Source organism: Pseudovibrio sp. FO-BEG1 (genome assembly GCF_000236645.1).
Taxonomy (GTDB): domain Bacteria; phylum Pseudomonadota; class Alphaproteobacteria; order Rhizobiales; family Stappiaceae; genus Pseudovibrio.
Genome location: NC_016642.1, coordinates 1711754 through 1725079, shown reverse-complemented (window position 1 = coordinate 1725079; position 13326 = coordinate 1711754). Strand labels below are relative to the sequence as shown.

At 54.2% G+C, this 13326-nt stretch carries 10 protein-coding genes; 7 read left to right on the top strand and 3 right to left on the bottom strand.

Annotated features, from left to right (window positions below):
• Nucleotides 1-332: 332 nt before the first annotated feature.
• The gene (locus PSE_RS07885) at nucleotides 333-1496 is read left to right on the top strand and encodes a cell wall hydrolase (protein WP_008549839.1); all 1164 of its coding nucleotides are present in this window, start codon (nucleotides 333-335) and stop codon (nucleotides 1494-1496) included.
• A 166-nt stretch (nucleotides 1497-1662) separates the two neighbouring features.
• Here PSE_RS07885 and PSE_RS07880 read toward each other — a convergent pair whose 3' ends face one another.
• Together PSE_RS07880 and PSE_RS07875 are read right to left on the bottom strand one after the other, a co-directional pair.
• A complete protein-coding gene (locus tag PSE_RS07880; protein WP_014284371.1) occupies nucleotides 1663-2682 on the bottom strand; it encodes an MDR family oxidoreductase in 1020 nt (339 codons plus the stop codon).
• 107 nt (nucleotides 2683-2789) lie between these two features.
• The gene (locus PSE_RS07875; protein WP_014284370.1) at nucleotides 2790-4052 is read right to left on the bottom strand and encodes an MFS transporter; all 1263 of its coding nucleotides are present in this window, start codon (nucleotides 4050-4052) and stop codon (nucleotides 2790-2792) included.
• Between the two features lie 322 nt (nucleotides 4053-4374).
• On the opposite strand from PSE_RS07875, the gene PSE_RS07870 reads away from it, so the two are divergent.
• The 4 genes from PSE_RS07870 (at nucleotide 4375) to nadC (ending at nucleotide 9110) form a co-directional block, all read left to right on the top strand.
• A complete protein-coding gene (locus PSE_RS07870) occupies nucleotides 4375-5067 on the top strand; it encodes a hypothetical protein (RefSeq protein ID WP_014284369.1) in 693 nt (230 codons plus the stop codon).
• Between the two features lie 316 nt (nucleotides 5068-5383).
• On the top strand, nucleotides 5384-6505 hold the full coding sequence (nadA, locus tag PSE_RS07865) for a quinolinate synthase NadA (protein ID WP_014284368.1): 1122 nt from the start codon (nucleotides 5384-5386) through the stop codon (nucleotides 6503-6505).
• 110 nt (nucleotides 6506-6615) lie between these two features.
• Nucleotides 6616-8250: an L-aspartate oxidase gene (locus PSE_RS07860; protein ID WP_014284367.1), complete on the top strand. Its 1635-nt coding sequence runs from the start codon at nucleotides 6616-6618 to the stop codon at nucleotides 8248-8250.
• Nucleotides 8247-9110, top strand: coding sequence for a carboxylating nicotinate-nucleotide diphosphorylase (gene nadC / locus PSE_RS07855; protein ID WP_014284366.1), 864 nt, complete (start codon nucleotides 8247-8249; stop codon nucleotides 9108-9110). Before PSE_RS07860 ends, nadC begins: the two co-directional genes overlap by 4 nt.
• An 85-nt stretch (nucleotides 9111-9195) precedes the next feature.
• On the opposite strand, the gene PSE_RS07850 is transcribed toward nadC, so the two are convergent.
• Nucleotides 9196-10875, bottom strand: coding sequence for an electron transfer flavoprotein-ubiquinone oxidoreductase (locus tag PSE_RS07850; RefSeq protein ID WP_014284365.1), 1680 nt, complete (start codon nucleotides 10873-10875; stop codon nucleotides 9196-9198).
• A 391-nt stretch (nucleotides 10876-11266) separates the two neighbouring features.
• Between PSE_RS07850 and PSE_RS07845 the strand changes: the two genes are divergently transcribed.
• Together PSE_RS07845 and PSE_RS07840 are read left to right on the top strand one after the other, a co-directional pair.
• Complete coding sequence (locus PSE_RS07845; protein ID WP_041768140.1) at nucleotides 11267-12262, top strand: uracil-DNA glycosylase; 996 nt, start codon at nucleotides 11267-11269, stop codon at nucleotides 12260-12262.
• 195 nt (nucleotides 12263-12457) lie between these two features.
• Entirely contained in the window at nucleotides 12458-13318 is an 861-nt protein-coding gene (locus PSE_RS07840; protein WP_014284363.1) for a S49 family peptidase, read from the top strand.
• Nucleotides 13319-13326 lie beyond the last annotated feature (8 nt).

The following is a 13326-nucleotide window of genomic DNA, read 5'->3' as shown; positions in this document are numbered from 1 at the left end:
TTTTCTGCATGACGCCTTTTATTTCCTATGATTTTTGGCCCGCGGAAAAATCCACCCAGACATGAAATAGCCCTAGTTTTTTGGTGAGTACTGCCCCTGCATATTAACCATATGCTGACTGTCAGCGGCGTGAACTGTGGCAGAATAACTGGGGTTTTGGCGGGCTTAACTTTATATCAAGGTTAAAAGCGAAAAATGCACTCATCCGGAAAATTGACGGGTGGGAGTGATTTTATCGGGCTTCTTCATCCTGTCGATCTCAGAGTTTGGGGTTCCCTTTTCAGGGACTGAGAAGCGCTGAGTTTTGGGCGTTGATTTGGAGTAGATTGCGTATGTCGGGCCATGGGATGAAGAAGAATGAAGGACGCCGTGCTGTCCTCATGTACTTTAAGTACCCTATTCTAGCTGCAGGGCTTGCAGTTGGAACCTTTGCTGCGTCTCCAGTTGCGTTGCAGGATATTCCGGCACTCACCGGAACCCTCGACGAAGATACACCGCGGTGGCTTCAGTCTGTTTCTGCAGGAGACAGCCAGAAATTCGCGAAGTACTTCGTGCCTGCTGAGGAGAAAGCACCACAACGTTATGCGGTGAACCGCACCGGCAAGGGTGATATGCAAATCACCAACCTGCCGAGCCGCGTTGTTGCCTTCATCCAGAACGCAGGCAAACCTAAGAGCACGGATCGATTTGTTTCCCAGCTTCCTCAGATGGCCTTCAACGGTCATTACGGCGGGGATGCGCTGGCAGGTCTTCCTGAACAGGATCAGACCGACAATTCTCCACTTGGCAAAGCCGCACGCCGGGCTGCACTGGCAGCGCGCAAGCAGATTGCGATGGCCAAGGCCGCTCCGAAGCAGCCTGAGACGCTTTCCATTGCCAAGCAGAACGAAATTGCGCTGGCGACCGCTTATGCGCCAGCAACACCACAGACAGACAAAGCTCCGTTTGATGCGCTGCTGAACAAGCCGCAGGTGTCCATTACGCCTTCCGGCAAGCCGCAGCTTTCAGACAAAGAGCTGGCATCTTACTCCGAGACCAATCCGCACTGGTGGTACATGCGCCAGCTGCCAAGCTCGGTGAAGAACTCCAAGACCGAAATGCGCTGCCTGGCGGAAGCGATTTACTTTGAAGCCCGCAGTGAGCCGCGTGACGGCCAGATTGCGGTGGCACAGGTTGTTCTCAACCGTCTGAAGAACCCTGCTTACCCGAACACGGTTTGTGGTGTGGTTTATCAGAACAAGAGCATGAAGAACGCTTGTCAGTTCTCCTTTGCCTGTGATGGCATTCCTGAGCGCGTGACTGAAGCTGGCCCATGGGCAAAAGCGAAGAAGATCGCACAGCAGATCGTGAATGGTGAAGTCAGCATCCCAGCCGTGGACGCTTCCACGCACTATCACGCGACTTATGTTCGTCCGAACTGGGCCCCAACTATGCAGCGTAAAAAGCGCATCGGTAAGCACATCTTCTACAAGACCTACAAAGGCGGGTGGAGCTAATCCCCTCCTCTTGGCCTTGGTAAGTTTGGTAGCCTGACCGCTCCGATTAAAAACCCCGCATCAGCGACCACTGATGCGGGGTTTCTCTTTACTTGAAGCTATTGTATTTGCGTATCTTTATCCGAAAACCGGCTCCCATTATTCGGCGATACGCAGCGATTGAACGCTATTCGACTTCCACGATGGTACGACCGCGGACTTGTCCCTTCAGCAGCTTGGCGGCACGCTCTTCAACGTCTGCCAGTTTGATTGTCTCAGAGAGGGTGTCCAGCTTGGTCAGGTCGAGATCCTGTACAAGACGGCGATAAGCTTGCTCCCGCAGAGCCATTGGCGCCATCACCGAATCCACGCCCAGCAGCGCGACACCGCGCAGGATGAACGGCATCACGGATGCTGGCAGGTCCATGCCTTGCGCCAGACCGCAGGCTGCAACAGCGCCGCCGTAGTTGGTTTGCGCCAGCAGGTTCGCCAGTGTGTGGCTGCCTGCTACATCAACTGCGCCTGCCCAGCGTTCTTTGCCGAATGGCTTGCCCTTCTCCACCAGTTCTGCACGGTCGAGCACTTGCGTTGCGCCGAGGCCTTTGAGGAAATCGGCTTCTTCTGTACGACCCGTGAAGGCGATGGTTTCAAAACCAAGCTTGGACAGCAGGCTGATGGCAACAGAGCCAACGCCACCGGATGCACCGGAAACAGCGATTGGACCGTGCTCAGGCGTGAGGCCGTATTTCTCCAGCGCCATCACGCAGAGCATGGCTGTGTAGCCAGCGGTGCCGATTGCAGCGGCGCGGGCAGCGGAGAGTTCTTCCGGACGGTGCAGCAGCCATTCAGACTTCAGACGGGCGACTTGTGCGTAGGCACCAGTATGGACTTCGCCGACACCATAGCCGTTGAGGATGACCTGATCGCCAGCCTTGAAGCGGTCGCTTTCGCTGGTGAGCACTTCGCCGACCACATCGATGCCCGGCACCATCGGGAACTTGCGGGTGATGCCCGGTGCGCCTGCCAGTGCCAGCCCATCCTTGTAGTTGATGGTGGTGTGCGTGACTTTGACTGTCACGTCGCCTTCAGAGAGCTGGTCAACTGTGACCTTGTTCCACTTGGCAGGCAGCGGTTTACGACCGCTTTCGTCTGCTTCAATCCAGAGGGCATCAAACTCGCTCATGGCCAATCCTTCTCGCCAAATCATGTTGCATGAAAGCTGGCAGAAGGAGGGCCATAAGGCAAGAAAATAACGCTAGGCAATATTGCGGTGTAACACGCTGAGAAACCTAGCTACTTCGACTAATAGGGGCCTTACGCAGGCTTGGCGACCAGACGCCCTGCGGTGGCGGATTGTTCGCGGATTGGCCAGTGCACGATTGCCGCGAAAATGCCCAGCGCAATTCCCAGCCACCAGATGGCATCGTAGTTGCCGCTTTGCTCATAGAGCACGCCACCCAGATAGACGCCCAGGAAAGACCCGATCTGGTGGGAGAAGAACACGATACCGAACAGGGTTGCCATGTAGCGTGGGCCAAACATCACCGCAACGAGGCCGGATGTTGGCGGCACGGTGGAGAGCCACAGAATGCCCATGGTGGCTGCGAAGATCAGCGTGGACATCTCGGAGATCGGCAGGGTGATGTAGAGCGTGATGGCGATGGCCCGGGCCAGATAGATGAATGAGAGCAGGTATTGCTTCGGGAAGCGTGCACCCAGAATGCCTGAGGACATGGAGCCCACGATGTTGAATAGGCCGATCAGTGCCAATGCCCATGCGCCGACAGACACATCAAAGCCCTGATCCACGATGAAGGTTGGCATGTGCACGGTGATGAAGGCCACGTGGAAGCCGCAGACGAAGAAGCCGAAGACCAGCAGGATGTAGTCTCTGGTTTTGAAGGCCAGACCCAATGTCTGAGACAGGGTCAGATTATCCTGCGGGTTTGCGGAGCTGCCAGAAGCAGGAGCTGCGGAGCGTCCACGCAGGATGTAGGCGAAGAGCGGTACGATGGCAATGAGAGCAGCCATGTAGACCAGCGCACTTGACCATCCGAAGTTTTCAATCAGGCCAAGGCCAAGGGGCGCAAAGAGGAACTGACCGAAGGAGCTGGCTGCGGTGCCCATGCCAAAGGCAATGCCGTGGTACTTGGGCTGAACGGAGCGCGCGAAGGCTGCCAGCACGAGGGAGAACGAGGTGAAGGCAACGCCGAGACCGATAAGGACACCGGCAGACACCTGCAGTAGGAACGGTGTGTCTGACAGGCTCATGAGGTAGAGGCCAATGGCGTAGATGATCGCGCCAAGCACCAGTGTTCTTCCCGTGCCGAACTTGTCTGCCATCATACCAGCGAAAGGCTGCGCTGCTCCCCAAATCAGGTTTTGAAGCGCCAAAGCGAAGGCGAAGACATCCCTGCCCCAGCCGAACTCAGAGGACATGGGTGTCAGAAACAGACCCAATGTCGCGCGTGGTCCAAAGGACAGAATCCCGATGATACATCCACTGATGATGATAAGCGGGACGTTTGGTCCACGCCGGACAGAGGCGTTGGCGCCAGCTTGGGTCGCTTGGGACATTGCAGCTTCCTTTCCTGCCTCCAGACGGGTGTACGACTGGTTGCCGGATCAATGAGGTCGGTATTTTTCGCTGAGCAGCGGGGGAGTAATCAGGTGTAATCCAAAATCACACTCTGCAATAATTGAAATTACTTAGGTCATCCATCAGTAATTGGAATGAGTTTTTGACCCTAAGGCATTTTAGCGAGATACAACCACAGATGTAAACAAGCGCATATGTGAGAATACTAATATATTTCAATTTCCTAGCGAAACTCGCAGAGACGCTTGACTTTGATTTGGCTCCTGACCTAATTCCCCCATCTACATTTAGGGGCCGACCATGACCTACTCATTTTCTTTCGGAAAAACACTCGCAGCGGGCCTGCTTGCTTTTGCTGTAAGCGCACCTCTGGCTGCATCTGCTCAAGACGATGTTCAGAGCCAGGAAGAGCTGACCGCACGCGTTGAAAAGCATGCACCATCCAAAGAGCTTTACATCAAGGACCGTCCGATCCTTGGCTGGAAGATCACTGGTGACAAGCTTGCTGACCTGCCAGAAGCGATCCGCGGCCCTCTGGGTTCTGTCGATTCCACCAGCTACGACGATGCTTACATCGCGAAGAATGTTGGCTCTGTTGTTGCGCTGCAGATGAGCAAGACCGGCCCTGATTTTTACGTGATCGGCAAAGAGACCTTCGATTCCAAGTATGAGATGGTAGGTCTGGAAGAAGTTGCTGCGAAGAACACCCGCCTTGTGAAGCGTCTGGACATGGCTCCGGAAGTGCTGGCGCTGTTTAACGCAAAAGACGCAGGCCTGACCGGTGCGCTGAAGACTGTTCCTGTTGAGATGGTTCGTATGTCCGCAATTGGTTATGAGCCAGCTGCTGAAGTGACCATCCAGTCTCCATGGGGCACTCAGACCAAGCCTGCTGATCAGGATGGTTTCCTCGTGTTCGACACCGGCGAAAACCAGTACTACATGGTCAACCAGGGCGCTGATGGCAATCCATCCAGCTATGTTCCTGCCAAGTAAGAGCAGTTCCCTGCTCTGACGTGAATGTTAAAGCCCGACGGTTCTTGCAAATGAGCAGAACCGCCGGGCTTTTGTTGTTTGTACCCTGCAAATTTAACAAATTAAGTGGCTATTTTGTAAGCCTATTTCCAGCTTAAACGCAGGGGTTATATGCATTCGGCAAAAGAATAGGTTGTCGTTGGCGGGTAAGAGGTCTATAAAAACTCAAAATGAGCATAAGGGTTGGCATCGGCTTTCTAGCCGTGTTTTTTTATAAGCCCCTTATACTCACACTGAGTATAATCCGGCTAAAGACCGGCAGAACAAGGGATAGCGCATGTCCGCCACGACTACATTCGCTGAAACAGACAGCCCGGCTGTCAAAGACATTGCTGCCGGCATTGATGGTGCTGCTGTTCAGGCTGGCGTGCCAGCAAACGAGCGCTATACGCCTCTGGAGCGACCAGATCTTACCTACACACCTGAGGTGGCTGAAGCGACTGCTGAAGCCTATGAGAAGGTGAAGGACTTTATTCCGGCCATCGAATGGGCTGCGCTTGCACCGCTGATCTTTGCGATCAACAAGGTGAAGAAAGAGCGCAACGCTGTCATTCTGGCGCACAACTACATGACACCGGACATCTTCCACGGTGTGGCTGACATTGTTGGCGATAGCCTGCAGCTGGCGAAAGAAGCTGCGAAGACAGAGGCTCAGGTCATCGTGCAGTGCGGCGTGCACTTCATGGCAGAGACTTCCAAGATCCTCTCCCCTGAGAAGACCGTTTTGATCCCGGATATGGATGCCGGTTGTTCTCTTGCTGAATCCATCACTGGTGAAGATGTGCGCAAGCTGCGCGAAGCCAATCCGGGCGTTCCGATCATCACCTATGTGAACACCTCGGCTGATGTTAAGGCTGAGTGCGATATCTGCTGCACCTCTTCCAACGCTGTTCAGGTTGTTGAGGCCATGGGCACTGACAAGGTTCTGCTGATCCCGGATCAGTACCTTGCAGCCAACGTAAACAACCAGACTGATGTGGATGTACTGACCTATGCAGGTTCCTGCGAGGTGCATGAGCGCTTTACGGCTGAAGAGCTGCGCGATTACCGCGCGATTGATCCGGACGTGAAGATCATCGCGCACCCTGAGTGCCCGCCTGAAGTTGTGGCGGAGGCTGACTTTGCAGGCTCCACCTCTCACATGATCGACTGGGTGAAGGACAACAGCCCTGAGAAGGTGATGATGATCACCGAGTGCTCCATGGCAGACAATGTTGCGGCCTCCACTCCGGGCGTCAACTATATTCGTCCGTGTAACCTGTGCCCACACATGAAGCGCATCACCCTGACCAAGATTCTGGACTGTCTGCTCGATATGTCCGGTGAGGTGATTGTTGATGAAAGTGTGGCCGATCGCGCCCGCGCCTCCGTAGAACGCATGATCAACTTGAAGAACTAGAAGCTTTCGTGTAGCTGGCTTATTGAAAAGTCTTCAGTGCACCCTGCTGCCTGCAAAAAAGGCAGCGGGCCTTTTAGATCAGGTCCCCATAGTCTGGAATAATCTCTGAAATGTCTCAGTTCGGTTCTTCTCTCGCCCCTGCTGTTGCTCTGAACGGCGTGGATGATGTTGTTATCTTAGGTGGCGGCCTTGCTGGCCTGTTTTGTGCGCTTAAACTTGCGCCGCGGCCAGTGACCATTGTGACCAACGCTCCAATCGGCGGCGGCACATCTTCTGCGTGGGCGCAAGGTGGCATCGCTGCTGCTGTGGCTGAGGGTGACCACCACTCCGCCCACACTCAGGACACGCTGACTGCTGGTGATGGCATCTGCGAAGAAGCTGTTGTTGAAGGCATGACCCGTGAAGCGTCTGACCGTATTCACGATCTGCTGGATTATGGCGTTCCGTTTGATAAAGACCTTGCAGGCAAGCTGGCGCTTTCCCGTGAAGCAGCTCACTCCAGCCACCGAGTTGTGCGTGTGCGCGGCGACATGGCTGGTGAAGCGATCATGCAGGCGCTTGTTGATGCGGCTTACAAGACACCGTCTATCCGCATCATTGAAGGTTACATCGGTTGTCAGCTGATCACCGAAGGTCGTTATGTTACCGGCATCACCGCGCGTCGTCGTGGCGGTACACAGCGCATCACCATTCCGGCAAAGGCTGTTGTCCTGGCATCCGGCGGTGTTGGTCATCTTTACTCCACCACCACCAACCCGGGTGAAGCAAACGGTCATGGCCTCGCCATGGCGGCCCGTGCCGGTGCGCTGGTTTCTGATGCTGAGTTTGTTCAGTTCCATCCAACCGCTTTGGATGTTGATCTGGATCCTGCCCCGCTTGCCAGTGAAGCAATCCGCGGTGATGGTGCGATCCTCGTCAACAATGATGGCCGCCGCTTCATGGAAGGCCTTCATCCGGATCTGGAACTGGCACCACGTGATATTGTGGCTCGCGCGATCCACACGGAGATTGCTGCTGGTCGCGGTGCGTTCCTTGATTGCCGCGAAGCTATTGGCGCGAGCTTCCCTGAGCATTTCACCCGCGTTTATGCAGCTTGTCAGAAAGCTGGCATTGATCCGATCAACGGTCTGATCCCGGTTGCTCCAGCTGCGCACTACCACATGGGCGGTGTGCTGACGGATGCCTCTGGCCGCACCTCCGTCGACAATCTGTGGGCTGCTGGTGAAGTTGCTGCAACGGGCGCGCATGGTGCAAACCGTCTTGCCTCTAACTCTCTGCTGGAGGCTGTTGTGTTTGCGGCGCGCATTGCAGAAGATATTCAGGCGCTCATGCCTCATCACCGCGTCCATGCCTGGGCGGAGATTGATGACAGCGAAGATCAGGCATCCAAGCGCAATCCTCAGGAGCGTGCAGTGGTTTCTCTTGTTCGCTCAGTTATGTCTCGCAATGTGGGTGTTGTGCGTGATGCGGAAGGCCTGACCACAACGCTTGCCCGCCTGCACAATGCTGAGAAGCTGTGTCGTCGTGACTCCATCCTCAACATGGTGATTGCGGCCAAGTTGATTACTGGCTCTGCTCTGCTTCGTGAAGAAAGCCGTGGCGGACACTTCCGCTCTGACTTCCCACAGAAGGCAGAGGCTGCCAAGCGCTCTTATGTGAAGCTTGCTCAGATCGAGAAGCTTGCCGCTGATGCTGTGGCCAGCGACCTTGGCAAGAAGGCTGTTGCAGAGGAAGACATGCTATGAGCGTTTCTTCCTTACCTGAACTCTCCCTGATCATGGTCGATGACGCTGTTAAGGCCGCTTTGCTGGAAGACTTTGGCCGCGCAGGTGACATCACCTCGCAGGCAACCATTCCAGCTGAGGCAATGGCGACTGGTGTGATTGCGGCTCGTAAGGACGGGGTACTGGCTGGCATCGATCTGGCTCTTTCTGCGTTTCGTCAGGTGGACCCGAACCTCAATGTTACCGTGCTAGCGCAGGACGGGGATAAGTTGGCACCAGGCACCATCATCGCCCGCATTCATGGTCCTGCTCGTGCGCTTTTGACAGCTGAGCGTGTGGCGCTGAACTTTTTGAGCCACCTTTCCGGCATAGCAACGGCCACAAACGCATTTCAACGCAAAATTTCACATACCAACGCAACGATTGTGTGCACCCGGAAAACCACTCCGGGACTGCGTAGTTTTGAGAAGTATGCGGTGCGGTGTGGCGGCGGTATGAACCACCGTTTCGGTCTGGATGATGCGATCCTGATTAAGGATAACCACATTGCCGTTGCTGGCGGTGTTATTCCCGCAATCGAGCGCGCGCGTGCCTTTGCTGGCCACCTTGTGCGCATCGAGGTTGAGGTGGACACGCTGGAGCAGCTGAAGGAAGCCCTGACAGCTAAGCCAGATGTGGTGATGCTGGACAATATGGGCCCTGACCTGCTTAAGCAGGCCGTTGAGATCAACAATGGTCAGGCTGTGCTGGAAGCGTCTGGAACGGTTACGCTTTCCACCGTACAGGAGATCGCTGAGGCTGGCGTTGATATCATCTCTTCCGGCTGGATTACGCACTCCGCGCCAATTCTGGATCTAGGTCTCGATATCGAGATTGGTTAGAGCGCCAGAGCGTTTGATAAGTTGAATTGAAAAAGGCCCGATCTGATGACCGGGCCTTTTTCTTGTTCTGCATTTATCCAACAGCTTACATGTTTGGATAGTTCGGTCCGCCTGTGCCTTCCGGAACGGTCCAGGTGATGTTTCCGTTCGGGTCTTTGATGTCACAGGTCTTACAATGCACGCAGTTCTGCGCGTTGATCTGGAAACGTGGTGGCTCACCATTCTCTTCCACCCACTCATACACACCAGCGGGACAATAACGGTTCGACGGTCCATCATAGACATCGTGCTCTGAAAGCTTCTGCAAGGTTTCGTCGCGCAGCTTCAGATGGATCGGCTGATCTTCCTCGTGGTTGGTGTTGGAGAGGAAGACAGAAGACAGCTTGTCGAAGGAGATCTTCCCGTCTGGTTTCGGGTAGTTGATCTTCTTGCAGTCTTTAGCTGGCTTCAGGCTCGCAGCATCGGTCTTGCCGTGTTTTACGGTGCCGAAGAAGGAGAAGCCGAACAGCTCGTTGGTCCACATATCCAGACCGCCGAAGACCATACCCATCAGGCTGCCGAACTTGGTCTGCAGTGGCTTAACATTGCGTACCTTCCAGAGATCCTTACCGATTTCGGAATTACGCCATGCGATATCGTACTGGTCCAGCTCTTCGTTTGCTTCACCACGGCCCAGAGATTCCACGACGATGTCAGCAGCCAGAATGCCTGAGAGCACTGCGTTGTGGGAGCCTTTGATGCGTGGCACGTTCACGAAGCCAGCGGAACATCCGAGGATGAGACCGCCCGGGAAGGACAGCTTCGGTACGGACTGATATCCCCCTTCGGAGATCGCACGCGCACCGTATGAGATGCGCTTGCCGCCTTCAAAAACGTCCTTCACTGCAGGGTGGGTTTTGAAGCGCTGGAACTCGTCAAACGGAGACATGTACGGGTTCTGGTAGTTGAGGTTCACAACGAACCCAACGGCTACCTGATTGTCTTCCAGATGGTAAAGGAAAGAACCGCCCTGGGTTTTTCCATCCAGCGGCCAACCCATGGAATGCTGTACCAGACCAGCTTTGTGCTTGGCTGGGTCAACTTCCCACAGCTCCTTGATACCAATACCGTATTTCGGATGATCGCTGTCACGGTCCAGATCGAACTTGTCGATCAGGGTTTTGGCCAAAGAACCACGAACACCTTCAGAGATCAGCGTGTACTTGCCGAGCAACGCCATGCCGCGCATATAGCCATCTTTGTGAGAGCCATCACGAGCTACGCCCATATCACCCGTTGCAACACCGATCACCTTGCCCGCATCATCGTAAAGCACTTCAGCTGCTGCGAAGCCTGGATAGATTTCCACGCCGAGCGCTTCTGCTTTTTCTGCCAGCCAGCGACATACATTGCCCAGAGACACAATGTAGTTGCCATGGTTGTTCATGAGCTTTGGCATCAGGAAGTTTGGCAGGCGAAGGGAACCAGCAGGGCCAAGCAGGTTGAAGTGGTCTGCGGTTACCGGTGTCTTGATTGGAGCGCTTTCGTCTTCGCGCCAATCCGGGATCAGGCGATCAATACCGATTGGATCGATCACAGCACCAGACAGGATGTGCGCACCAATCTCAGATCCCTTTTCCAGCACAACAACGGAGACGTCCTCTCCCTTTTCCGCAGCCTGCTGTTTGATCCGGATTGCTGCTGACAGACCTGCAGGACCGCCACCCACAATTACAACGTCGAACTCCATGGATTCGCGTTCTGCCAGAGTTTCCCCTTCAGACATATTATTCTCCCTCTACACTTTATCCACTTCATTTCGCGTCAAATGATGTGGCAGCGCATTAATTCCACGCCCCTCAAGTGTCAAAACTTTATTTAGTCTCTGTGTAATTGACCGGATACTATAGCGCAATGCGTTTTAAGGTGCATTACGTGGCGTACCCCAATAAAAAAAGCTTCCTACACCGCAAGGATTTATTGTGATTTCCCCAAATCTACGTGCATGACTTTACACTGTTCCCAATTGAGTTAGCGCATTTACGTTTTTCTATTGGACACGTGCGCTCTCATATAGAATATAGGGCTAAACGGGCTGCTGCCCAACTATGGTGCATTGCAAAAGAGTTACTCCCTTTCATCTGCACCTTCCTGTGTGCCACAACTAGAAAATGGCTATGTCTGAAGTTCCTGTCGCAAATGCCGCCGAGCTGGAGGCTTATCTGGAGTTCCTGAGTGCTGTCGGTGTCGACTGCGCGATGGAAGATGCTCCGATTGATCGCTTTGCGCAAACGCAGGCTCAGATGGAGAAACAGGCACAGGCACGCCCGGCTCCGCAGCAGAACTTTGCACCGGCCAACTCCTTTGCTTCACCAGAGCCAACCCAGTCCCAGCCGAAGAACCTTAGCGTTTCTCCTGCTGAGATGGCACGTAATCTGCGTGAAAACGGCGTTTCGGCTGATGACAAGATGAAAGCAAGGCAGATTTTGGAGCGGCAGCGGGCGGCCAAAGAGTCTGCCGTGCAGACCGTCATGCCAAATGCTGCTGACAATGCTGTTGTTCCCAATGCAGAAACCGTTGGTTCTGCCAGAAGTGCTGCGAGCTCTGCTCAGTCGCTGGATGAGTTGCGTAAGATCCTTGCCGGTTTTGAGGGCTGCAATCTGCGCCTGACCGCCAAGAACCTCGTGTTTGGTGATGGCAGTTCCAAGGCCCGCGTTATGTTTGTTGGCGAAGCACCGGGGCGTGAAGAGGATATTCAGGGCGTTCCATTTGTTGGGCGTTCCGGCCATCTGCTGGACCGTATGCTCAAGGCTGTCGGACTTGATCGCTCCAACGTTTATATTGCCAACGTTGTTCCATGGCGCCCTCCAGGGAACCGCACCCCTACTCCGCATGAAACCGAGATCTGCCGTCCGTTTATTCAGCGACAGATTGAACTGGTTGATCCTGAAATCGTGGTGTTCCTGGGAGCAGCCTCGGCCAAGACGCTGAGCGGTGCCCGTGACGGCATTCGCAAGCTGCGCGGTAAGTGGCTGACTTATAACGGTGAAGGCACTCAGCGGAAGGCTATTGCAACCTACCACCCTGCCTATCTGCTGCGCAGCCCAGCGGAAAAACGCTATGCATGGCGGGACATGCTCCAGATTCGTGCTGAGCTTGAAACAACCGAGTAATCCCCACTGCAGCACATGAACTCTCTGAGTTCTTGAGGTGTAGTTTTGTTATAGAGATCACACAGTTGCGTTTTATTGCGTAAATTGCCATTTCTTTTGGCTATTGCTCTTCTCTCCTGACGATTGCTGCCTATATTGGATGGAGCTGGGTCACCCAGCGACAGACAAGTTATCGACGCAAAGGAGAATTTTGAGTTGTTGAAGAAGCTGCGCAGCTACCTTCCGGGCAAGTGGGGAAAAGTAAGACCTGTTGTTCCCGTCGTCCGTATGAGTGGTGCTATCGGAGCTGCGTCTCCATTGAAATCAGGTTTGAACCTGAGCAGTGTCGAAGACGCGCTGGAAACAGCCTTTAGCTTTAAAGAAGCTCCGGCTGTTGCTTTGTCCATCAACTCACCTGGTGGTTCTCCTGTACAGTCACATCTCATCTTCAAACGCATTCGCCAGCTGGCGGATGAGAACAACAAACAGGTACTTGTTTTCGTTGAAGATGTTGCCGCCTCTGGTGGTTATATGATTGCTTTGGCTGGTGATGATATCATCGTTGATCCAGCCTCTATCATCGGTTCAATCGGCGTTGTTTCCGCCGGTTTCGGTTTCACCGAGCTTCTGGAAAAAGCTGGCGTTCAGCGCCGCGTTTACACCAGCGGTGAGAAGAAAGTGACGCTGGATCCGTTTGCACCAGAGGTCAAAGAGGACATTGAGCACCTCAAGACCTTGCAGCACGAGATCCATGAGATGTTCATCGATATGGTGAAAAGCCGTCGCGGTGACGTGTTGAGCGATGATGACAACTTGTTTTCCGGTCTGTTCTGGACTGGAGCGAAGGCACGCGACCTTGGCCTTGTAGATGGGCTGGGTGATCTTCACTCCACAATCCATGAGCGGTACGGCAAGGAAATGAAAGTGAAAGTTGTTGGCACCAAGAAGCGTTTTCTTGGCCGCTTTATCCCGGGCGCAAGCCTTAAGGGTGGTTTGAATGAAGCAGCAGGTACGCTTCCAGCTGCCGCACTTGCTACCCTAGAAGAAAAAAGCCTTTGGGCAAAGTTTGGTCTTTGAGCAATCTC

Bases quoted from the DNA above. Each gene is read 5' to 3' on its own strand.
- PSE_RS07885 (WP_008549839.1), top strand. From the start codon at position 333: ATGTCGGGCCATGGGATGAAGAAGAATGAAGGACGCCGTGCTGTCCTC.
- PSE_RS07880 (WP_014284371.1), bottom strand. From the start codon at position 2,682: ATGATTTGGCGAGAAGGATTGGCCATGAGCGAGTTTGATGCCCTCTGG.
- PSE_RS07875 (WP_014284370.1), bottom strand. From the start codon at position 4,052: ATGTCCCAAGCGACCCAAGCTGGCGCCAACGCCTCTGTCCGGCGTGGA.
- PSE_RS07870 (WP_014284369.1), top strand. From the start codon at position 4,375: ATGACCTACTCATTTTCTTTCGGAAAAACACTCGCAGCGGGCCTGCTT.
- nadA (WP_014284368.1), top strand. From the start codon at position 5,384: ATGTCCGCCACGACTACATTCGCTGAAACAGACAGCCCGGCTGTCAAA.
- PSE_RS07860 (WP_014284367.1), top strand. From the start codon at position 6,616: ATGTCTCAGTTCGGTTCTTCTCTCGCCCCTGCTGTTGCTCTGAACGGC.
- nadC (WP_014284366.1), top strand. From the start codon at position 8,247: ATGAGCGTTTCTTCCTTACCTGAACTCTCCCTGATCATGGTCGATGAC.
- PSE_RS07850 (WP_014284365.1), bottom strand. From the start codon at position 10,875: ATGTCTGAAGGGGAAACTCTGGCAGAACGCGAATCCATGGAGTTCGAC.
- PSE_RS07845 (WP_041768140.1), top strand. From the start codon at position 11,267: ATGTCTGAAGTTCCTGTCGCAAATGCCGCCGAGCTGGAGGCTTATCTG.